Source organism: Paenibacillus sp. GCM10023252, assembly GCF_042653305.1.
GTDB lineage: Bacteria > Bacillota > Bacilli > Paenibacillales > Paenibacillaceae > Pristimantibacillus.
This window is the reverse complement of the sequence record NZ_JBHSHW010000010.1, coordinates 363,948-384,495: the sequence shown is the minus strand read 5'-3', so window position 1 is coordinate 384,495 and position 20,548 is coordinate 363,948. Positions and strand designations below refer to the sequence as shown.

At 52.7% G+C, this 20,548-nt stretch carries 14 protein-coding genes, 1 pseudogene and 1 riboswitch; of the genes and pseudogenes, 1 reads left to right on the top strand and 14 read right to left on the bottom strand.

Going from position 1 to position 20,548, the window contains the following annotated elements; all coding sequences use genetic code 11:
- From ACFO9Q_RS09830 to thiC, 8 genes and pseudogenes are all read right to left on the bottom strand, one after another.
- A pseudogene (locus ACFO9Q_RS09830) lies at nt 1–4,240 on the bottom strand (hypothetical protein); the annotation flags it as partial.
- Nucleotides 4,241–4,332: 92 nt separating this feature from the next.
- Nucleotides 4,333–5,220, bottom strand: a complete 888-nt coding sequence (thiD, locus tag ACFO9Q_RS09825) for a bifunctional hydroxymethylpyrimidine kinase/phosphomethylpyrimidine kinase (RefSeq protein WP_379181279.1) — start codon at nt 5,218–5,220, stop codon at nt 4,333–4,335.
- Nucleotides 5,221–6,378 (bottom strand): glycine oxidase ThiO, encoded by a 1,158-nt coding sequence (gene thiO, locus ACFO9Q_RS09820; protein ID WP_379181277.1) that lies wholly within the window; start codon nt 6,376–6,378, stop codon nt 5,221–5,223.
- Entirely contained in the window at nt 6,375–6,500 is a 126-nt protein-coding gene (locus ACFO9Q_RS09815) for a hypothetical protein (protein ID WP_379181275.1), read from the bottom strand. The genes thiO and ACFO9Q_RS09815 overlap by 4 nt, the downstream gene beginning before the upstream one ends.
- The gene (locus ACFO9Q_RS09810) at nt 6,490–7,275 is read right to left on the bottom strand and encodes a thiazole synthase (RefSeq protein WP_379181273.1); all 786 of its coding nucleotides are present in this window, start codon (nt 7,273–7,275) and stop codon (nt 6,490–6,492) included. The genes ACFO9Q_RS09815 and ACFO9Q_RS09810 overlap by 11 nt, the downstream gene beginning before the upstream one ends.
- A gap of 3 nt (nt 7,276–7,278) precedes the next feature.
- Complete coding sequence (gene thiE / locus ACFO9Q_RS09805) at nt 7,279–8,214, bottom strand: thiamine phosphate synthase (protein WP_379181271.1); 936 nt, start codon at nt 8,212–8,214, stop codon at nt 7,279–7,281.
- Nucleotides 8,171–9,418: a ThiF family adenylyltransferase gene (locus ACFO9Q_RS09800; RefSeq protein WP_379181269.1), complete on the bottom strand. Its 1,248-nt coding sequence runs from the start codon at nt 9,416–9,418 to the stop codon at nt 8,171–8,173. Before ACFO9Q_RS09800 ends, thiE begins: the two co-directional genes overlap by 44 nt.
- Complete coding sequence (gene thiC / locus ACFO9Q_RS09795; protein WP_379181267.1) at nt 9,411–11,177, bottom strand: phosphomethylpyrimidine synthase ThiC; 1,767 nt, start codon at nt 11,175–11,177, stop codon at nt 9,411–9,413. The genes ACFO9Q_RS09800 and thiC overlap by 8 nt, the downstream gene beginning before the upstream one ends.
- Nucleotides 11,178–11,473: 296 nt before the next feature.
- Nucleotides 11,474–11,579: riboswitch (TPP riboswitch) on the bottom strand.
- A 385-nt stretch (nt 11,580–11,964) separates the two neighbouring features.
- On the opposite strand from thiC, the gene ACFO9Q_RS09790 reads away from it, so the two are divergent.
- Nucleotides 11,965–12,714, top strand: a complete 750-nt coding sequence (locus ACFO9Q_RS09790) for an EcsC family protein (RefSeq protein ID WP_379181265.1) — start codon at nt 11,965–11,967, stop codon at nt 12,712–12,714.
- Nucleotides 12,715–12,889: 175 nt separating this feature from the next.
- On the opposite strand, the gene ACFO9Q_RS09785 is transcribed toward ACFO9Q_RS09790, so the two are convergent.
- The 6 genes from ACFO9Q_RS09785 to ACFO9Q_RS09760 form a co-directional block, all read right to left on the bottom strand.
- The gene (locus ACFO9Q_RS09785) at nt 12,890–13,723 is read right to left on the bottom strand and encodes a hypothetical protein (protein ID WP_379181263.1); all 834 of its coding nucleotides are present in this window, start codon (nt 13,721–13,723) and stop codon (nt 12,890–12,892) included.
- A gap of 85 nt (nt 13,724–13,808) precedes the next feature.
- Nucleotides 13,809–14,192 (bottom strand): hypothetical protein, encoded by a 384-nt coding sequence (locus ACFO9Q_RS09780; protein ID WP_379181261.1) that lies wholly within the window; start codon nt 14,190–14,192, stop codon nt 13,809–13,811.
- Between the two features lie 293 nt (nt 14,193–14,485).
- A complete protein-coding gene (locus ACFO9Q_RS09775) occupies nt 14,486–15,427 on the bottom strand; it encodes a hypothetical protein (protein WP_379181259.1) in 942 nt (313 codons plus the stop codon).
- A 273-nt stretch (nt 15,428–15,700) separates the two neighbouring features.
- Nucleotides 15,701–15,991 carry a hypothetical protein gene (locus tag ACFO9Q_RS09770; protein ID WP_379181257.1) on the bottom strand — a complete coding sequence of 97 codons (291 nt, stop codon included), beginning with the start codon at nt 15,989–15,991 and terminating at the stop codon, nt 15,701–15,703.
- 426 nt (nt 15,992–16,417) lie between these two features.
- Nucleotides 16,418–18,814, bottom strand: a complete 2,397-nt coding sequence (locus tag ACFO9Q_RS09765) for a glycoside hydrolase family 10 protein (protein ID WP_379181255.1) — start codon at nt 18,812–18,814, stop codon at nt 16,418–16,420.
- A gap of 153 nt (nt 18,815–18,967) precedes the next feature.
- Nucleotides 18,968–20,542, bottom strand: a complete 1,575-nt coding sequence (locus ACFO9Q_RS09760) for an FAD-dependent oxidoreductase (RefSeq protein WP_379181253.1) — start codon at nt 20,540–20,542, stop codon at nt 18,968–18,970.
- Nucleotides 20,543–20,548 lie beyond the last annotated feature (6 nt).

Here is a 20,548-nt window from a genome sequence, read left to right as displayed (position 1 = left end):
TGTCCACTGACAGCTTGCTCGCGGTGATGCAGCCCTCCGCCAGCTTATCTTCAGTGACGCTGCCTGATGACAGCTTCTCTTCAGTGATACTGCCTGCGGCCACCTTATCCGAGGTGACGCTGTCCAGGGACAGCTTGCTCGCAGTGATGCAGCCCTCCGCCAGCTTATCTTCAGTGACGCTGCCTGACGATAGCTTCTCTCCAGTGATACTGCCTGCGGCCACATTCTTCGAGGTGACGCTGTCCACTGACAGCTTGCTCGCGGTGATGCAGCCCTCCGCCAGCTTATCTTCAGTGACGCTGCCTGACGACAGCTTCTCTCCAGTGATACTGCCTGCAGCCACCTTCTCCGAGGTGACGCTGTCCAGGGACAGCTTGCTCGCGGTGATGCAGCCCTCCGCCAGCTTATCTTCCGTGACGCTTCCTGACGACAGCTTCTCTCCAGTGATACTGCCTGCGGCCACCTTCTCCGAGGTGACGCTGTCCAGGGACAGCTTGCTCGCGGTGACGCAGCCATCCGCCAGCTTATCTTCCGTGACGCTGCCTGCCGCCAGCTTCTCTCCAGTGATACTGCCTGCGGCCACCTTCTCCGAGGTGACGCTGTCCGCGGCCAGCTTCTCCGAATTCAGGCTGCCATCGGGCACCTTATCCGCTGTGACGCTCCCTGCGGCTAGCTTATCATCGGTGATGCTGCCAGGAGCAAGCTTCTCCGTGGTAATACTGCTTACAGCCAGCTTCTCACCGGTAATACACCCATCCACTAGCTTGGCGCTGCCAACCGATCCATCCGACAGGTGAGTCCCCGTCACTGACTTCGGCGCGAGATGCACGGATGAGACGGCACCCGCACTTAGGTGCTCCGACGCTATCGTTCCCGCTGCAATCTTCTCTGCCGTTACGCTATGGTCGGCGAGTTCACCGACCCCAATGCTCTGCGTGCCGATATGAACGCCTACAATGGAACGTTCCGCAATGTGTGCTGAAGTGATGCTGCTCTCCGCGATTTTGCCAGACGTTACCGCCCCATCAGCCAGCTTGCTAGAGTGAATTGAACCATCTTGAACCTGTTCCACTCCTACGGCATAGGGAGCGAGCTTGCTTCGGGTAACCGCGCCATTAGCCAGATGTCTATCCGCTATTGACTGCTCAGCCAGTTGAGCACTGGAGATGGAGCCGAGCATCATATGGCCGCCAGTAATGGTCTGTTCGGCTATGGCTTCCCCTGTCACACATCCTGAAGAGAGATGTGCCTCGGTTATTGATCCTGTTGCCAGCTGAGACGAGCCCACACTGCCTGGCTCCAGGAGGGAAGCGGTTATAGAGCCCTTGCGAATCTTGCTGCCTGGTATGGAATGGTCCGCCGCCTTGTCAAGCGACAGAGTCTCAGCTGCTAGATGAACGAGTGTGATGGAGCCCTTGCGAATATGATAGCCTTGAACCGTCTCAGCCTTCAGATGCTTCCCGGCAATCGTCTCCAGTGTCAAGTGTTCGCCCGTTACTGACCCAGGAGCCAGCTTGTCGGCTGTAACGGCATCATTCTGCAGGGCAGAGGCTCCAACCGATTCAGCAGTCAGATGCTCCGCAGAGACGGACCTTGCTTGCAGGTGCTTGGATTGTATGGAGTGGGCTGAGAGGTGATGAGCCTCTACCGCTCCAGCAGCTAGATGCTCTGAACCGACCACACCATGCTGCAGCTCAGAAGCTCCCACAATATCCGGCTGCAGATGCTCCGCTCCTATACTTCCTTGAGCTAGCTTAGACGAGCTAATGCTTCCATCATGAATATGACTCTCCCGAATGCTGTCATCGGCAAGATGAATGCCTAGCACAGACTGGTTCGCGAGATGCCGGCTCTGAACGGACTCTTCCGTTAGATGCCTGGTCTCGACGGATGCTTCGGCCAGCTTGCCGCTAGTAACAGCGCCATCTTGCAAGACTGCAGCATCAACTGCGCCTTCCCTTAGATGCTCTGCTGTAACCGAGCCGAGCTCTAGATGCTGAGCCAGGATAGCACCTGGAGCTAGGTGGTCACTGCTGATGGAGCTCTCCTCAATGAGCTCACCGGTAATCTGACGAGGAGCAATCTTGCGGGTGGTGATGCTATGGTCCGCGAGCTTAGCCGAGTTAACGGAGAAGTCTGCCAGCTTATCGGTGGATACGGACTCAGGTGACAGCTTCAGGGAATTGACGGCGTAGTCCGCAAGATGGTGGGAGTAGATGACTCCTGTCCCGATATGCTTCTCCGTTACGGCACCTTGAGTCAGGTGATTGCTGCTGACCGAGGTATTCTGCAGCGCCTGCCCGCTGACCGCTTGCTTAGCCAAGTGAGTGGATGTGATAACCGCAGGCTGTATATGATCACTAGTTACCGTATTCGTTGCTATGACCTCTGAAGTGACAGACCCTTCGGAGAGATGGTAGGCACGAATGCTGTCCGGCGCAATCTTATCGAAGGTGACTCCTTCATCGGTGAGATGTCTGCCAAGCACAGCTCCATCCGCTAATCGGGATGAAGATACAGCCCCCTCCGCCAGCTTGCTCTCCGAGACGGACTGGTCAGCCAGCTGCGACATCCCTACAGCGGCGTAACCAATATGCTCTTCCCTAACCGCCAGCGGAGCCAGCTTCTCTTCATCTACAGCACCGTTCTGCAGGTGGATGCGGGATACCGCTCCCGCCCTAAGCTGCTGCTCCGACACTGCGCCTGCCGTTAGATGACGGTTCTCAACCGATCCTTCTGCAAGCTTGTCGCCGGTCACGCTGTTCTGCCCGAGATGCCTCGTCTGCACCGTATCTTCCATTAGCTTCTGAGCGGTAACACTCTGATCCGCGAGCTTGGAGACCGTTACGGCATGATCGACGAGCTTGATCGTAGAGATCGTCTGATCAGAGATCTTCGCAGACGTTACCGATAGGTCAACGAGATGCTCGGAGCCGATCTGAGCGGCTGCTATGTGCTGGCTTAGGATCACTCCTGGCTGCAGATGTAAGGAGGCTATGCTCCCCTCTGCGAGACTTGAGGAGTCCACTGCGCCGTCCTTCAGCTCTCTTGATCCTATTGCCCCTTCGGCTACCTGCTCCGAGTCGATTGCGCCCGGGGCGATATGCTTTCCCTGGACGATACCAACCGCAACGTGCTCTGCCAGCAGCAGATTAGGCTTAAGATGAGTAGAATCTATCGCTTCTGCTGCAATCTTATCCCCAGTTATCGCGCCATCACGAACCTTCGAGTGGGTGACTGCACCATCGAGCAGCTTGGAGGTTGTGATGGATTCACTAGCTAGATGATCCGAAGTGATGGCCCCGCTGCGAATGTTGCTTGCGGATACAGCCTGCTCGCCTATCAGCTCAGATGTAATAAGGAAGGGGCTGAGGTGCTTCGCAGTAATGGAGCCTTCAGCGATTTTGTCAGAGGAGATGGTTCGGTCTGCCAGCTTCTCGGAAGAGACGCTCCCATCCTTCAGCTTGTCACCCGTCACGGAGCGGTCGCGAATCTTGCTGCCGGATATGGCATTCTTCGCTAGGTGCTCACCTGTAATGGAATCCGAAGCCAGCTTCTGTCCAGTCACTGCTCCGTCAGCAATCTGTAGACTTCCCACCGCATAATCGGCAATAATATCGCTCGTTACACTGCCAGTCTGGAGCTTGGAATGATTCACTGAGCCTAGAGCAAGCTTCTCGGTCGTGATGGAATGGTCGGCAAGATCATCCGTGTAGATGAAGGCGAGTGGACGCTCAGGGTTGCGAATCTCCTCTACTCTCTCCAGCCGCTCTTCTACGGTCAGCTGAATCGTCTCGGGCTGCTCTTCCTCCTGCTTACTCTCTTCCTCTGCAACCGGTGCTTCTTCCTGGGCAAGCCTCTCTTCTAATACAGGAGCTTCTGCACGAAGCGAGGTCTGATCAGCAGTTGAAGCGATGATGGCAGGCGCAGGAGGCTGTGCCGCAGACTGCAAGCTAGCCGTCCACTCTACCGCTGGCTCCTGACTCACAGGTTCGTTATCTGCAATAGGAGCAGGAGCTGCAGGTGGGGCCGGGGCATATCCGCTAATACTCGCGTTTTTTTCTGATTTATTGTCTCCGGCAGGCTTGCGGTTCGTCTTGCTGCCTGCACTTGGTCCCGTGATCGTACTCTTCTTGCTGTTCAAGTCATCCAGCCATTGTAACTCGGAAGCATTCGGATTATCGACATAAAAAAGCGGCTTTCGCCCCTTGGGGCTCTTCCCTTTTCTGTTATTAGCCATTGCCCTCTCCTTCTTCCAGCAGAAATGTCATAGACAATATATGCTCCTACCTATAGGCGTGTCACTCGTTCCGCGAAAAAACAGCCCACCCGTCAACTTGGACGAGGGGCTGCATGCAGATTAGAAGCATCGTTCGATGCTCGGTGAGCGGCGTGCCATAAGGGACCGATACCCGCTCCTAGAGCGAAGGATTGTTCAATAGCTCTCAGGGTAAAAAGCTTAGCCGCGCCAGCCGCTTCCGGCACACTGCAGCCTCTGGCGAGATAAGCAGCAATCGCTGCGGCAAGCGTACAGCCGGTACCATGCGTGTGCCGCGTAGGGATTCGCGGGGAACGCAGCAGAATGGGCTCCGCGTGCGGAGTGCTGGCCAGCAGCACATCAACAGCCTCTTCTTCTCCTCCCGTTCGCTGCGGCAGGTGGCCTCCCTTAAGCAGTACCCAGCGTGAGCCGATAGCGAGCAAGCAGCGTGCTGCGTCCACCATATCATTCGTTGTGCGTATCTCTTCTTCACGAATATTCAACAGTACACAGGCTTCCGGAATGTTAGGCGTCATGACCTGAGCTAGCGGGATGAGCTCCCCCTTGAGCGCTTGCAGCGCTTCCTCCGCCAGCAGCCGATGGCCATTCTTCGCAGTCAGCACAGGATCCAGCACGAGCTGCTCCACCTTGTACTTCCGCATGGCAGCTGCAGCTGCAGCTGCGGCCTCGGCAGAGTGGAGCATGCCCGTCTTCACCGCGTCCGCTCCGATATCGGACAGAACAGCCTCAAGCTGTGAAGTTATGATGGGTACGGGTATGGCATGAACGTCTTGCACACCTAGGCTGTTCTGTGCGGTAACGGCTGTAATAGCAGACATTCCGAATACTTCGAGCTCCTGCCAAGTCTTCAGATCCGCTTGAATGCCGGCGCCGCCTCCCGAATCCGATCCGGCAATAGTAAGCACACGAGGACGGCTGCTCTTCGCATTAGCCACATTCATCTAACCATACCTCCTGTCATGACCTGTCCTGAACCGATGAGGCGCACAGGCTTCAATCCGGAGAGCGGCTAGATCATCGGTTAGCTTGCCTTGCAGCAAGGCGCCTGTGACTGCCGCTGTAATCGGACAGAGCAGAATGCCGTTGCGATAATGGCCAGCAGCGACGATGACCTCAGGCTTGTCAGGAACGACTCCCAGCAGCGGAAGTCCGTCCGGCGTTGCCGGCCTCAGCCCTGCCCAGCGGACTGTCGGTTCCCTCCCGGCCAGGAAGGGCAGCGCTCGCTGCGTGCTCCGGATTAGCCGTCCAATTCCGCGCTCCGTTACCGTTGCGTCGAACCCGGCAACATCCTCGGATGCTCCGCATACGAGCTGATTATTCTGCTTGCCTACCCAGTAGGCTTGGCTAGTCATGATCATATGACCTACCTCCCCATATGGCACATCATAGCTGCAGATCTGGCCGCGAATAGGATGAATCGGGACGGGAATTCCCAGCCATCGCTCGTATGCTCCCGACCAGGCTCCAGCGCACACCATGAGCCGGTCCGCACTATAGCGGCCTGCAGATGCAGTCTGCACAGCTGCGCCGCTCTCGCTGTGCGTATCCAGCACCGCTGCTTCACCAGCTTGTGCAACGAGCTGGACCCCTTGCCTGCGGCAAGCTTCTTCCACCGCAGAGACGAGGAGAGGCGCATGAACATGGCTCTCCTCCGGGTAGTAGACCGCGCATACCGCTTGATCCGTCAGAGCCGGTTCCAATCCTTGCAAGGCCTTATTGTCGAGCAGCTCTGCCCTGGCTCCCCACGCATTCTGCCATTCCAATCGTGACGTCATAGGCTGAATATCGGCCTCATGATAGCACACGCCTAGGCTGCCGCTCCGAACCCACTCCGTATGCCTGCCGGAGAGCTCCTCCACGAGTCGAATCCACTCGGGGTATCTACGCAGGCTAGCCAAGCTCAGTTCGAAGAAGGCATCCGGCTGCTCCGTATTCTCCGAGTAAGGGGCGAGCATGCCAGCCGCTGCGCCCGAAGCCTGGCCACCTAGCTTGCCCGGCTCAATTAAGGTCACCTGGAAGCCTCTAAGAGACGCCTCCAAGGCACAGGACAAGCCAATGATTCCGCCACCCAGCACAACCACCTGACTATGTCTCCTCACAACCACACCTCCCCAAGGTCATGCGCTGCCAGATTGACTTCGAACAGCAGCACCGTCCTCGCCTCATGATGCATACAAGCTGGCCTCCAGCGTGCTGCTGGCAGACGCGCCTCATGATCCATACAAGCTGCCCTCTAGCGTACTGCTGGCAGACGCATACCTCTTCCTCGGAATACGCCCAGCCAAGTACGCAAGCCGGCCGGCCTCCACCGCGAGCTTCATCGCCTGCGCCATCTGTACGGGATGGTTCGCCTTCGCTACAGGCGTATTCACGAGAATGCCCCCTGCCCCCAGCTCCATCGCTTCTGCAGCATCCTTGGGAGAGCCTATCCCAGCATCCACGATAATGGGTACATTCGCCTCTTCTATAATAAGTCCCAGATTATACGTGTTCAGCAATCCGAGACCCGTCCCGATCGGCGAGCCTCCCGGCATGACGGCAGCTGCCCCTGCTTCCTCCAGCCGCTTGCATAGTATGGGGTCATCCGAGGTATAGGGCAGAACGGTGAAGCCTTCTCGTACGAGCTGCTCGGTTGCCCTCAGCGTCTCAATAGGATCTGGAAGCAATGTTCGAGCGCTTCCACTAATCTCCACCTTAATCCAGCTGCCTAGTCCAGCGGCACGCGCCAACTTGGCTAATCGAACAGCTTCCGACGCGGTGCTTGCTCCAGAGGTGTTCGGCAGATAAGTGAAGCGCCCCTCCGGCAGGTGCTGCAGCAAGGAGTCATCTTCGGTGCTGTCGAGATCTACCCGCCTCACCGCGAAGGTGAGCACCTCCGAACCTGAGGCACCAATCGCCTGCTGCAGGATGGCTGGGCTCGGGAATCTCCCGGTTCCTAGCAGCAATCTGGAGGTCAGCCTCTGCCCCCCGATGATGAGTTCATCTCCATGCCACATAGGTTAACCGCCTCCTACGAAGTGAACGAGCTCTAGGACCGCACCATGTTCGATCGTAGTGTCATGCCAGCGGCTTCGGTCCACGACAGTACCATCAAGCTCGGCAATCATCCGTCTATTCTGCTGCCCAAGCTCCAGCACAAGGTCAGCCAGACTGTCTGCTCTCGTCGCTTGCTCCAGCCCGTTCACGATAATCCGCTTGACCAGCCTCTCACCGCGAGTGCCAGTGCCAGCGCTAGCCCCTGCAGCTGCATAGATGCCTCGACTGGCCCTTGCATCAGCACCAATGCTTACGGCAGCCTTAGCAGCAGCTGCCTCTTGCACCTTGCTCAGGAACTGCCTGCATGCATCCGCCGGATCAGCACTTCCCACGATAGCAGATACCGCGCAGACTCGGGTTGCCCCTGCTTGCAGAACCTCATCTACATTGCTCAGTGTTATTCCTCCGATTGCAACGAACGGAATGCGAATCTCCGTAGCTACTTGCCGCACGTACGAAGGGGTGACCGCTTCTCTCCCCGGCTTCGTGCCTGTCGGATACACGGGACCAACTCCAATATAGTCAGCCCCTCCACGCTCGGCCGCTCTGGCCTGCTCAATCTTGTGAGTAGAGATGCCGATGATTCGGTCTGGCCCTAATAAGCGCCTCGCTTCCTCCAGACCCCCATCCTCCTGTCCCAGATGGACACCGTCTGCCTCCACTTCCAGTGCAATATCCACATAATCATTAATGATGAGCGGAACGTTATACTTCCTTGTCAGAGCCCGCAGAGCATGCCCCTTCTGAAGCAGCTCCTCCTTGCTCGCCCACTTATCTCTAAGCTGTACCATACGTGCCCCGCCCTGAAGCGTCTGCTCCATCACCGCCAGCAGCTCGCGCCCAGGATGATAATTCTCACCCGTAATCACGTACAGCTCCCAGTCTCGCCAATCGCTCATTGCCGCTCTCTCCTTCCTCCATCATCAACCACCGCTCACACAGCTCCCAAGCGAGCTGTCGATCCGTCGTCCCTTGCACCAACACCCTGCCCTCGGCAAAACAAACCAACCGCTCCCCCGCAGCCAGCTCCACCCTTACAAGGTAAGGGTTAATCGTCATCGGGAGCCCTAGCTTCTCCAGTCGGCTGCCTAACTCCGCCAAATTCAGCGCACCGGGCAGCGTCACCTGCACGCTGTCTCTGCCGCAGAGGATAACGGTGTCTGCACCGCCTCTGCCTTCGGACCATGTTCTGCTGCCTGTGTCAGCTTGACCGCCGCTTCGATTGCTCGCCGTGACTGCAGAGCTGTCACTCAGATTGACCCTCGCGTCACCCCTGCTGGCTGCCTGACCGACATACTGCCTCTCTGCACGTTCCCTGCCGCCTGCCAGGCTGCCTCTCTGCCTCTCCTCTGCCGACCTGCCGCAGTACTCGCAGCTTGGATTGCCAACGGGCATCCCCATCTCTCGCATACGGAACGGCCAGAGCTCTATCGAGAGCCAAGTGCGCCGCAATTCCCCGTCCCTTCCGCACAGCAGCTTCAACGCCTCCGCCGCCTGAAGCGAAGCCACGAGTTCAACCGCCGGCGAGATTACGCCTACGGTATCGCAGGTATCCCCATCCTCCTTCGGCTCATCCCCTCCAATCAGGCAGCGCAAGCAGGCGGTCTCGCCTGGAATCAGCACAGCCGTCATCCCTTGCGCACCCGTCACCCCACCGTATAGGAAGGGAATGCCCAGCTCATAGCAGCTGTCACTCAGCAGCAATCGAGTCTCTGCATTATCCGTGCCATCGAGCACGAGATCGACCCCGCCAACAAGCTCTGCCGCATTCCACTCATTAATATCCAACACATGGGCTACTACTTCAATCTCGCTGTTCATCCGCCTCAGCTTACGCGCCGCGGCTTCCGCCTTCGGCAATGAGGTCAGCGCATCCTCTTCGTCATAGAGCATCTGCCGCTGCAGATTGCTTGGCTCGACATAGTCCCGGTCGACGATGACGACCTTGCCGACACCTGCCCGCACCATATGCTGGGCAAGGGAGGCGCCAAGCGCCCCCAGCCCAGCGACTAGCACACGTGAAGCCTTCAGCTTAGCCTGCCCTTCCTCGCCAATACCTGCGAACCTTACCTGTCTCGAGTACCGATCAGGCCAATCAGGCATAGATACTGCTCCCTGAAGCCTTGAAGGCATCCGACTTCTCCTTCATGCCGGCTTCAATCGCTTCCGTTGTCTCCATTCCGTTCTGCTCCGCGTATTCGCGAATGTCCTGCGTAATGCGCATGGAGCAGAACTTCGGTCCGCACATGGAGCAGAAGTGAGCCGACTTCGCCGCCTCAGCCGGCAGCGTCTCATCATGATAGGACATCGCTCGCTCCGGATCGAGCGAGAGATGGAACTGATCCCGCCAGCGGAACTCGAAGCGAGCCTTCGATAGAGCGTTGTCTCTCTGCTTCGCTCTCGGATGGCCTTTGGCGAGGTCTGCGGCGTGGGCGGCGATTTTGTACGTGATGACGCCTTCCTTCACATCCTCCTTGTTCGGCAGCCCCAGATGCTCCTTCGGCGTCACATAGCACAGCATCGCCGTTCCGAACCAGCCAATCATCGCTGCTCCGATGGCTGATGTAATGTGGTCATAGCCCGGTGCAATATCCGTCGTCAGCGGTCCGAGCGTGTAGAATGGAGCCTCATCACACACCGCCAGCTGACGGTCCATATTCTCCTTAATGAGATGCATCGGCACATGGCCGGGACCCTCTACCATCACCTGCACATCATGCTTCCAAGCCCGCTTCGTCAGCTCACCGAGCGTATCCAGCTCAGCGAACTGAGCTTCATCATTCGCATCGGCAATTGAGCCGGGACGCAGTCCGTCGCCCAGTGAGAAGGAGACATCATACGCCTTCATAATCTCGCAGATCTCCTCGAAGTGGGTGTACAGGAAGTTCTCCTTGTGATGCGCCAGACACCATGCAGCCATGATTGAACCGCCCCGTGATACGATGCCCGTCACCCGCTTCGCCGTCAGCGGAATGTAGCGCAGCAGCACGCCCGCATGAATGGTGAAGTAGTCTACGCCCTGCTCCGCCTGCTCAATGAGCGTATCGCGGAACACTTCCCAGCTCAGATCCTCCGCCTTGCCGTTCACCTTCTCCAGCGCTTGATAGATCGGCACCGTCCCGACGGGAACCGGCGAGTTCCGAATAATCCATTCCCGTGTTGTATGGATGTTACGTCCGGTCGACAGGTCCATAATCGTGTCCGCGCCCCACCGGGTCGCCCACGTCATCTTCTCTACTTCCTCCTCGATAGAGGAGGCGACGGCGGAGTTTCCGATATTTGCGTTGATTTTCACGTGAAAATGCCGTCCAATAATCATCGGCTCGCTCTCCGGATGATTAATGTTCGCAGGAATAATGGCCCTCCCCGCTGCGACCTCGCCGCGCACAAACTCCGGCTCCATCCCTTCCCGAATCGCAATGTATTCCATCTCCGGGGTAATGAGGCCTTGCTTGGCATAATGCAGCTGCGTCACATTGCGGCCAGGTCTCGCTCGCAGCGGCTGCCTGCGGCTCACCTCGGGGAACAGCTCCGCTCCCTTCTCCTCCGCCTTCTCCTGCGTGGCGAAGCCGTTGTCCTCGGGACGGACCTCCCGCCCTATGTACGTCTCTACGTCGCTCCGGCTCGTAATCCAGCCCTCTCTAACAGACGGCAGACCCTTGCGAATATCGACGCTGTAGTCCGTATCGGTGTATACCCCGCTTGCATCGTACACGCGCAGCGGCTCATTCGGCTGCTCCGATCCGTCGCGCCCGCGGCTTGCTTCCAGCGCAATCTCCCTCATCGGCACCTGTATATCTTCACGCGATCCTCTCACATACACCTTGCGGCTTCCCGGCAGCGGGGGCAGAATAATGGACATAACGAATAACCTCCCAGATAGAATAGTAGATTCCACTAGGAGGCCATCTTAGGCGTATACTCGGAAAAAGGTAAAGCCGCACACCGCATCAACAGACGCGGCTCCTTCTAACGCAGAGGGGCTGGCAATAAAATAAGCCGCCCCCTGCGAGGGAGCGGCTGAAATGTGTTAGAAGTCGTCAGCAGTTGGGTTCGAATGACTCAGGCTGAGTTGCTTAGCCTGCTCCATTCACCTAGGAGACTCATCGACCGACCCGGTTGGGCTCGGTGTGTGTGAATCCTGCTCCCGCTGAAGCTTATCACGCATTCCCACTTTCCTACGCTGGCATGACCCAGATCAGGTACGAAGGGACCTAAGCTAACGCTTAATCTCAGCCCGCGGAGGGCGCCCCTAGTGGATTTCTTGGTTTGACTATACCTTGGGAGGGAGAATGTGTCAACTCTAGCTTGTAATAAGCTCCCGTCAGTATAGGATAGGCAACACATTACTTATTTCCAAGATATTCAACAATAATCACAGTTAGTATGAAGATGACTAGAACTACAAGAAAGAATTTTGAAGGCTTAATTTTATTCATAAGTGATAAAACTCCTATCCTAATTAAAATAAAAGAAATGTGAAGCATAAGTTGAATACTACTAACTATACATACCTATCACATAAAAGTATAGAATTCCTACTAGCATATAAATTTGTAAGTAAAGCAGATCCCATTTTATATGCTACATCTAAGAAATTGTAACGTATTAAAAACAAAACTGCAGAAGAAATAAAGGAGAGCTACGTAATGACCAACTACACCTTGTATGAAGAGCAGACGGCCAAGAAGCTGCTTCTGTGGGAGAAGGAACTGTTGAAGTCGCCAGGCATGCTGGAGAAAGCCTCAAAGTCCATCTCATCTCGAATCAATTCCATTATCCCAGATAAGGTTCATCAAGCCTTAACGACAGCAGTGAAGGGGATTGTACAGACGAGTCTGTTCACCATGGATTACATTCCGAAGAATGAACCTTTGCATGGAGCTTCCCTAGCAGACAGCGATATACGGGCGGAGGAGCTGCTCTCCCTCTACAAAAAAATAGCCGCCGCAGAAGGCGCCGGGACGGGTGCTGGCGGAATTATGCTAGGTCTCGTGGATTTCCCGGTGCTCATCGGCATCAAGATCAAATTCCTGTTCGAGCTTGCCCATGCTTATGGCTATACGACGACCAATTACCGCGAGCGATTGTTCATCCTATACGTATTCCAGTTGGGGTTCTCCAGCCAGAGTAAGAAGTTAGGGCTCCTTAACATCGTTAGATCCTGGGAGGAGAAGGCAAGTACACTTCCTTCTGAATCGAATCAAGTCGATTGGCGCCAGCTTCAGCAAGAGTACAGAGACACGATCGATTTTCGCAAAATGCTGCAAATGATTCCAGGGATCGGAGCCGTTGTAGGCGCTTGGGCCAACTACGGTCTGCTTGATGAGTTGGGCCAAACCGGTATGAACGCTTATCGGATGAGACGGCTTCAGGACAAAGGGTCTTTCCAGGAGTGATGCGGCTTTTTACGCTCTTTGCCTCACTATCCCCTTTGCTCAGGAATCAGGACGAATGGCCTTTTTTTTCGGTTCCTGAACGAAGGGGATAGTGAGCTAAAGGAGAGAAAAAGTTATCCGAAGTACCAGAGCCCTGATGTTGTAAAGAACAATATTTATACTCAATCGGTTGAACTTACTCCTCATTACAATAGTTTACTATTGTAATGGGCTTATAGCTCTGAACCCTTATACCTTTTTCTTTAAAAATGTTTCTGACTTTGGAGCTTACAATAACTCTCGGTGAACAATAAACACCAAACCCAAAGTACTCTTTAGAATAATTAAAATCCGTAGCATTTTTTAAAGAGTCTATATCGTAGAAGATTTCAGATCTAAGAACGGCCCCTCTTAAACACTTTTCACAATACTGATGTTTATCAGTAGCTGTCTTTTCCATGTCCATCTTATCTAAATAATTGTTGATTATTAGCTGATAAATGTCTTTTTTTTCATGCTTACTACAGTCAGTTACTTTCCTAAAAGAACAACCTGTTAGTTGCTGATCTTCAATAATTTCCTTTGTAAATGATGTAACTAGTATATCTGGATAATTATAAACAATATGATGTTTAGCCATTTTAGTTGCGTTGAGAAGCAGCTCTGTAAGTTGATATTCAACTCTTCCACATACTGGGCAACGGTTCCTATTGTCATACAGAGTTCGATTCTCCTTCGGATCATAGTCATCGTGTTCCCATGGATAATAAAAAACAGCATCAAAATAGGAGGATTTGTTTAATTCACCTGATGTATATTCACGCACCTCAAATTGTTTAAACTCTAGATTCCTGATTAACGTTAGTATATCTTCATACAATTTTGTATCCGAATATAGTTGCGGAATAATCAAAAGATCGGGAAAGTCTTTAAAGTTTACATGGTTTAGAGATAAAGCACTCTTCAAGTTCCTCAAAATTAATTCATCTTTTTCCTTATAATTAATATCTATTCTTTTTTTCCTTCTCACGGGATTAACCTCCCTTAATCAACTTTACCCATGCGAATGAAGAAGCTGTTTATATCATCATTGAAATTTAACCACTCATATTAAACTAATTGAGATGTGCGAAAACCAATACCGTCATTAACAAAATAGAAAAAAACAAGGTGGAGAAGTATCCAACATGCAATCGTTTTCTGAGTTCGTTATTTCCTTCTGTCAAACGCAAGCTTCCTACATAGAATAAGTGAAAAAAAATGAAAACCCCGACAGCTGGAGATAAACGCAAAAGACTATCATGCTCTATTATGTTTTTTTCAGCTAGCACTCTAGTGGAACCCATGCCAATGCTAGAAAGACTTAAAACTAACAATCCGTACGCAATCATCTTACTGAATCTCTTTATTAATATTGAAAAAATAAATATTGCAGCTCCTGACCCGAAAGCAAACACCAGTTCTTCTGAGTAGTTCAAAGAGCTAAAGAATGTATTCACTTATTGCCCCTCCCAATTTCCCATTTCCGTCATCGTTTATATAACTTCAAATACTTCTCCAACTCTTACTTTATACTTAGAGCCCTATCTTCCTGCATTCCTTCGAAGATAATCCATTCCTGCTCTATAATGAAGGTCAACTTAACTATAACAATTCTCCATATGATACGAAGTGATATGTCATTTAGGACTCGTACTAATTTGCACCTCTAATCCTTGCTAAAGAAGCCCCGAGAAGCCATAGAGACTTTCGGGGCATCTGTTAACGAAAGATTTTCCTGTATTCAACTTAATTAGATTTTTTTAATTTCCTCTTTCGTGACGTCACCAGCTGAATTAATTTCATAATAAACAGCAGTTGTTGCCTGAGACTTAGGCACATTTTGCTTTTCATCATTATAATAGTTAGTAATAGCTCTGCCTTCACCACCTTGAATTGTCCGTATTTCAACAGCAGGATCACCTGTGGACTTCATATCTTCTAACCATTCAGCAACAGCATCTACCCCAACTTGTTTTCTAAATTCCCATTGCCTCTTCCGGTTATCCGGTTTGTCAAAATCCATCATATTCTCATGTAAGGTTATTTCTATTGCATGATTAGACAATGTTTTTAATGCCCATTTAGCATCAACTGAATTAAACCTTGTTTTGGGTATGAATTTAAACATTTCTTCGCCGAACCACATCTTCCAGCATGAACCGAGCCACAGACCATTCACATAGTGGGCGTAACCAGGCAATGATTCTAGACTAACCATCTTTTCCCCTTTAAATAATGGGTTATCAATAATTATTAAACCTTCAGTTGGTCTCCCTTGCCAGTTATAGGTATCTAAGTCCCGCTCGTTCTGCCAGATGTAATCGTTGCTAGCACACATAAACCCAATGACACCATCATGCTGATCAAAAAACTCAGCAATTCGGTTTGCCACCTCGTTTGGTTCTGAGACTTTTAAATTAATATTACAATCAAAATAGTCTCTTTCTCTCCGAACAGAATTTATCATGCCATCCTTACTAGTGAGTGTAATGGAGGAAGTACCGTTATATGAAAGTTCTTCATCAAGATACTTTATAAATCTCTCCCTGTTGTATTTCACAGACCTATCTCTAGTGCAGTAGGTGAAAGACATATCTACATACTCCAAATCAAAGGGTTGATTAAACCAGTCTAACATGACTTCTTTTGTCTTATGGTTGTCCTTAAAGTAAACCTCTATTAAGGTTTCCATCCTTTAAACCTCCTTCACTCTAATAGTTAACCCTTGCTAACCTCTTGAATCCTTGACATTCGTATTCCGAAAGGTACGATGAATTATATAGACAATGAAAGGCCTCGTTCGTGATTCTAGCGCACCCCTTAATATAAAGAGAAACCCAGCATCTAGAAAAAGTGGATTTTCTCTGCATTACGAGAGTAGGATTGACGGCATAATTGGCATCAAAGAAAGATCCGGAAAGTATACACATTACACATTTAAGAGCTTTTCTATATTACTACAGGCTTATTCTTCAATATTCATGTTTTTTTTAATTTCTTCTAATCTAGTTTTATAGAAGTTTACCAAACTATAAACATCATCCTCAGTATTAACAGCTTTCATATCAAATAATAAACTAACATAGAAATCAATTAATTTAGAATAAATGGGCCCATTCACTTTTTTATATTTGTTATCATAAGAATTCAATGCATTCATTTCTGATCGTTTAAAGTGACGCTTTTCATCTATAACACTCTCAAATATATTAACCATTTTGACTGAATCAGAGTAAAATTTTTTATCAGTTTCCATGCTGCAACCCCCTAAACAAATGACAATAGCCATTGTAAAAACGAGACATTTAATCATACTTACCTCTTCTGGATTACCTTCCCCAGTTCTTGGCTGCAAGGACTTAGATTATCACCAGTAAATTATAGCAATCGAGGTAAATGTGTGTATACTGGTATAATGTGGAGTGTTAATAATTACATAATTGGTCTTAATCCCCATCATAAGGGTATGAAATTCAAACTCTTTTTAATGTTTGATTTCCGATTCTATCGCATTATTCCTCGGTTCGGGTGGTATTACCTTGCGGATAAGACGACTACATGACAAATCAAAGATTCTCTTTTTTCAGATATCTGACTAACTAAAAATCATCTCTACATTCATACAAAAACCGCCCTGCAAGGCGCATCTAGCACCTCACAGGACGGTTCTTATAAATAGATCTTATTTCACCTGCTTAGTCACCGCATACAGCAGAATATCTGACGCGTAGTCAAGCTGCTTCTGCAGGCGATCGGCTACAACTTGCTGGATGCCGTCCTTCTTGCCTGCGGACATGCTAACATCAGCCCTTGCTTGATCAAGACGCTTCTCAATCTTGGCCATCTCCGACCACGAACCCGCCTTGCCCAACTCCTCCAGCACTTGCTCCAGCTCGTTGCCCAGTGCCTTGGCAGACTTCTCACTAACCGCACCGCGAGGGACATACACCTGCTCCATATCCTTCTCAATGGAACCGACTAGTGCTCTGATAGCATCGACCGGATGACGTCCTGGGGATACGGCTGCCTCTCTCCAAGGACCTTCCTTGAGCGCACGCACCGCAAGCGGGCTCGCTTGGCCGAAGGCGAAGACGGTTGTCCCGTGGTCGATATCTTGAGCGGCTAGCACCTGCTGTACGGTCTCGTAAGGACCCATGTGGACGTACATCGGATAGATTCCGGAATAGACGAGGTTGCCTGGGCGAAGCTCTCCCTTATGCTGAACAACCGACTCGCGCACACTGTCCGTGCTATAGGAATACGCTTGCGGGATGACGACATCGACATGCTCGGACCAACTGCCGATCTTCTCTGCCTCTGCACCCGGCTCAGGGGTTGCGGACACGATGACTTGCGAGGAGATCGCCTTCATCTCCGTGTACATGCTCGCAACGAAGCTGTTCTCCTTCTCCGTCAGCCACTCCGTCCACGTGTTCCATAGTTCCTTCTGCGTAGTCGCGTCGATTGTATACGGATCTACCCCGTGCTCGGCTTGGAACGCTGCGCGGGAGAAGTCGCTGAAGTTATAGCTGCTCTGCCAGCTGGATGCATGAGGGAACCGCATATAGTCTAGATCCACACCGGCTAGATCGTACTTGGTCACCATCTCCTTCGTAATGTCCATCAGATACTTGCGCGCATGGTCATTCGTAATATCCAGCCAGAAGTACCCGTTCCCCGCCTGCGGCATCGGCTTGCCTGCTCCAACCTGATTGCGAGCCAGCGCTGACCATTCCGGATGAGCACGAAGCACCGGTCCGCCGGTCTTATCGATGCCTACCATGAAGCCATCGAGCCAAGCATGCACCTCAATGCCCCGCTTCTTCGCTTCGGTTGTGAATACTTCCAGAGGGTCCCAGCCAACGAAGGACGGTGTCTGCTTCTCTACGCCGCTGGCCGCAGCCACTTCACTTGGGTAGATGGTGTAACCGCCGAACCACGTCTCGAGATACAGCTCATTGAAGCCGGCTGCCTGCATCCGGTCCAGCGTCTTGATGACCTCCTGCGGTGACTTCTCCATCGGACGGTACCATACGCCGCGCGCCTCAGCCGTGCGGCTAGGCAGCGAGTGGTAATAGCCATCACGAGCAGCGCTAATCGCCTGCTTCGACAGATAGACACTCTGAGCAAGGTTCGAATTCGCAAGTCCCCTGGCCTGCTCGATAAGCGCCTCAGCACGCTTCACATCCTCACGAGCCTTATCGAATGGGGCATTCACATAGTTAGCCAGCCCAGACTCGATGCTCGTCACGGCTTCCCCAAGAGCCTGCTCCGCCTGGAAAACATAACTCCCCGCATCCTTCGTAATCGTCACGGAAGTACCGCTAACCGTCACCTTCGCGCCAATCATAGACGCGGAGGAGAGCCAAGCGGCTGCCGTTCCGTGGCCGCTGACGACGAAGCCGTTCTCCGGAATCGCAGAATTCGCTCCCCCTGCCGCTGTAACAACACCATCGGTTACGGTAATCTCGTAGCCGTATTGATTCGTCTTCGTCGAAGGACCGAACGCCTTCGTATACACGAGCAGCTGATTCTCCCCGCGATAGCCGTCAAACGGCGCTCCAGCCGGGTTGGACTGAGGTGTTGGGTCAACAGCCACTGCCGTGTTCGTCGCCGATTGGACAATCGGCTCGTCAAGCTTCACCGTGTCGCCAACCTTGAAGTTATCTACGAGGAACCTTCGCGTATCCGGTGTGCCTCCAGGTCCAGCAGACAGCACCAGTCCATTCTCCGGAATCTCGCTGTTGCCGCTGTTCGCCAGGTCTGTGAAAGCGGAGTTCACGCCGGTTACCTTGTACTGGCCAGCTGTTCCGGTCTCTACCAGAATCACTTCTGCTCCAAATGCATTCTGAGCCGTCTTGTAGCCCCAGATTGGATTGTACAGGACGAGCATGCCTGCTCCTCTAGTCATGTTGACACCCGATATTGGTGCGGACTTCCCATTGACAGCGGTTACAGTTAAGACCGAAGCATCAGCATACGAGACGTGTGAAGCGAAGGGCATTACCGTTGCAGGGGTAATGATAGTTGCGGCGGCCAGCGTACCAGCCAGGACGACACGGGTCATTGCTTTTCTCATGATTAATTCCTCCCATATGAGTTCAATTGATCTATGTAAAAATATCCGCCAACATCGTTAATATTAGCGGATAGATCCACCATTTCTAGAGGCATATCCTCCTGCTTCCTGATGGTTACAGGAGGAACCACAATGCCGATGTTCAGACTTAATCTAGATCGCTTCCACCTCAGGCCAATGAATCTCGATTCCTTCACCCTGAATGAGAGCTTGGAACTCGAGTAAGGCGTTCTTGTCGCTGCGAACCTCGGATGGTGTCAAGCCGCGGTCCATTGCGAAGGCGGCTAAGTAACCTGCGGCTTCGCCAATGTTCCACTCTACCGGATGCAGTCGGAAGCAGCCGTTCGTGAGATGGGTCGTTCCGATGTTTTTGCAAGCTGGGATCAGATTCTTCATCCGAACCGGAATCAGCGAGCCGAGCGGAATCTCGAACGGGAAGCTGGACGTGTAGAAGAAGGTCTTCGTACGTGTCGTCGCATGCAGGTCCATATGATAGCAGCCGACCCCAATCGTATCCTCGAAGCGAGGACGCTCCGCACTCAGCTCCGCATTAATATGCTCCTCCACGACCGTGAACTCCGCCCGAATGCGGCGGGATTCGCGAATGTACGGATACATCGCAAGACCATCCTCGGTCCCTACGACATCACCCCGCAGGCGAAGTCCGGGATAGCCGGTTCCTCCGTCTGGACGAGGCGCCTCGGTCTGCAGCCAGTAGATGAACGACAGCGTCAGCTGCCTGGCTCCCTCCAGATGCTTCGCCCGCTCTTCCTCGCTCAGCTCGAACACATTGCCGTTCGAGTAGTCGTTCTGCGGCCAGTTAATGAGGGAGATGTCTCCCGCATAGAAGCCTTCCTGGAACTGGTCGGCCGCAATGACACGGCGATAGTCCCAGAGGGAGAATAAGCCTGTCCGCTCATGATCGAACATGGCGAAGGGCTTCGACTTCATCGTCGTGGAGTCCGGACCGTACCAACTGAGCTGCTTGTGCCCATCCGCGAAGGGAACGTTGTAGGCTCTCCACTCCTCATACTGCTGGGGCTTGTCGATAATGAAGCTGCCGCCTTCGACGTAATCAAGCGCAGCGACATGGGTCACCGGCTGCATATCCTGCGGGTCGGCGGTCTCAGGAGCGTGCGCTTCACCGGTATCCGCTCTCGATTCCGCACCCGTTACGTACTCCGTACCGGTAAACGGAAGCAGATCGCCGCATTCGGTGGCATCGAGGAAGTAAGCTCCCTTTAGCGTTATCCGCTTGCCCGTGGCAGCATGCTGCACGGTGACCGATTGCACGTGATCACCCTCGGTCACCGCATCGACTGGACGATAGGGCTGCAGCAGCTTGATACTGCCATTGCTCATATAGGGAGCGAGCATATCCTGCAGCACCTTCAGCGCCACTCTTGGCTCATGGGACAGCCGGCTCACGCTGGCCACACCTGGATTCAGCCTTGGCTGCTTAGCCGCCTCAGCAGTTAGAGGATAATGACGACGGTAATACTCCCTTACCTGATCACGGAATTCGCGGTAAGTCCTTGTACAGCCGAACTGCTCGATCCACTTATGCTCATCCGGCGGTACCGCCTGCGAGGTGAATTGCCCGCCAATCCATTCGGTCTCCTCGGTCCACAGCACCTGCTTGCCGGACTTGGCTGCTGCTAGAGCAGCCAGACATCCTCCGATGCTGCCGCCGATGATGACGATATCTGCTTGAAGCTGCTCTGTCATAGTTGT

Bases quoted from the DNA above. Each gene is read 5' to 3' on its own strand.
- thiD (WP_379181279.1), bottom strand. From the start codon at position 5,220: ATGAATGTGGCTAATGCGAAGAGCAGCCGTCCTCGTGTGCTTACTATT.
- ACFO9Q_RS09775 (WP_379181259.1), bottom strand. From the start codon at position 15,427: ATGGAAACCTTAATAGAGGTTTACTTTAAGGACAACCATAAGACAAAA.
- thiC (WP_379181267.1), bottom strand. From the start codon at position 11,177: ATGTCCATTATTCTGCCCCCGCTGCCGGGAAGCCGCAAGGTGTATGTG.
- thiE (WP_379181271.1), bottom strand. From the start codon at position 8,214: ATGAGCGATTGGCGAGACTGGGAGCTGTACGTGATTACGGGTGAGAAT.
- ACFO9Q_RS09815 (WP_379181275.1), bottom strand. From the start codon at position 6,500: ATGGATCATGAGGCGCGTCTGCCAGCAGCACGCTGGAGGCCAGCTTGT.
- ACFO9Q_RS09800 (WP_379181269.1), bottom strand. From the start codon at position 9,418: ATGCCTGATTGGCCTGATCGGTACTCGAGACAGGTAAGGTTCGCAGGT.
- ACFO9Q_RS09790 (WP_379181265.1), top strand. From the start codon at position 11,965: ATGACCAACTACACCTTGTATGAAGAGCAGACGGCCAAGAAGCTGCTT.
- ACFO9Q_RS09765 (WP_379181255.1), bottom strand. From the start codon at position 18,814: ATGAGAAAAGCAATGACCCGTGTCGTCCTGGCTGGTACGCTGGCCGCC.
- ACFO9Q_RS09760 (WP_379181253.1), bottom strand. From the start codon at position 20,542: ATGACAGAGCAGCTTCAAGCAGATATCGTCATCATCGGCGGCAGCATC.
- ACFO9Q_RS09770 (WP_379181257.1), bottom strand. From the start codon at position 15,991: ATGGAAACTGATAAAAAATTTTACTCTGATTCAGTCAAAATGGTTAAT.
- ACFO9Q_RS09810 (WP_379181273.1), bottom strand. From the start codon at position 7,275: ATGTGGCATGGAGATGAACTCATCATCGGGGGGCAGAGGCTGACCTCC.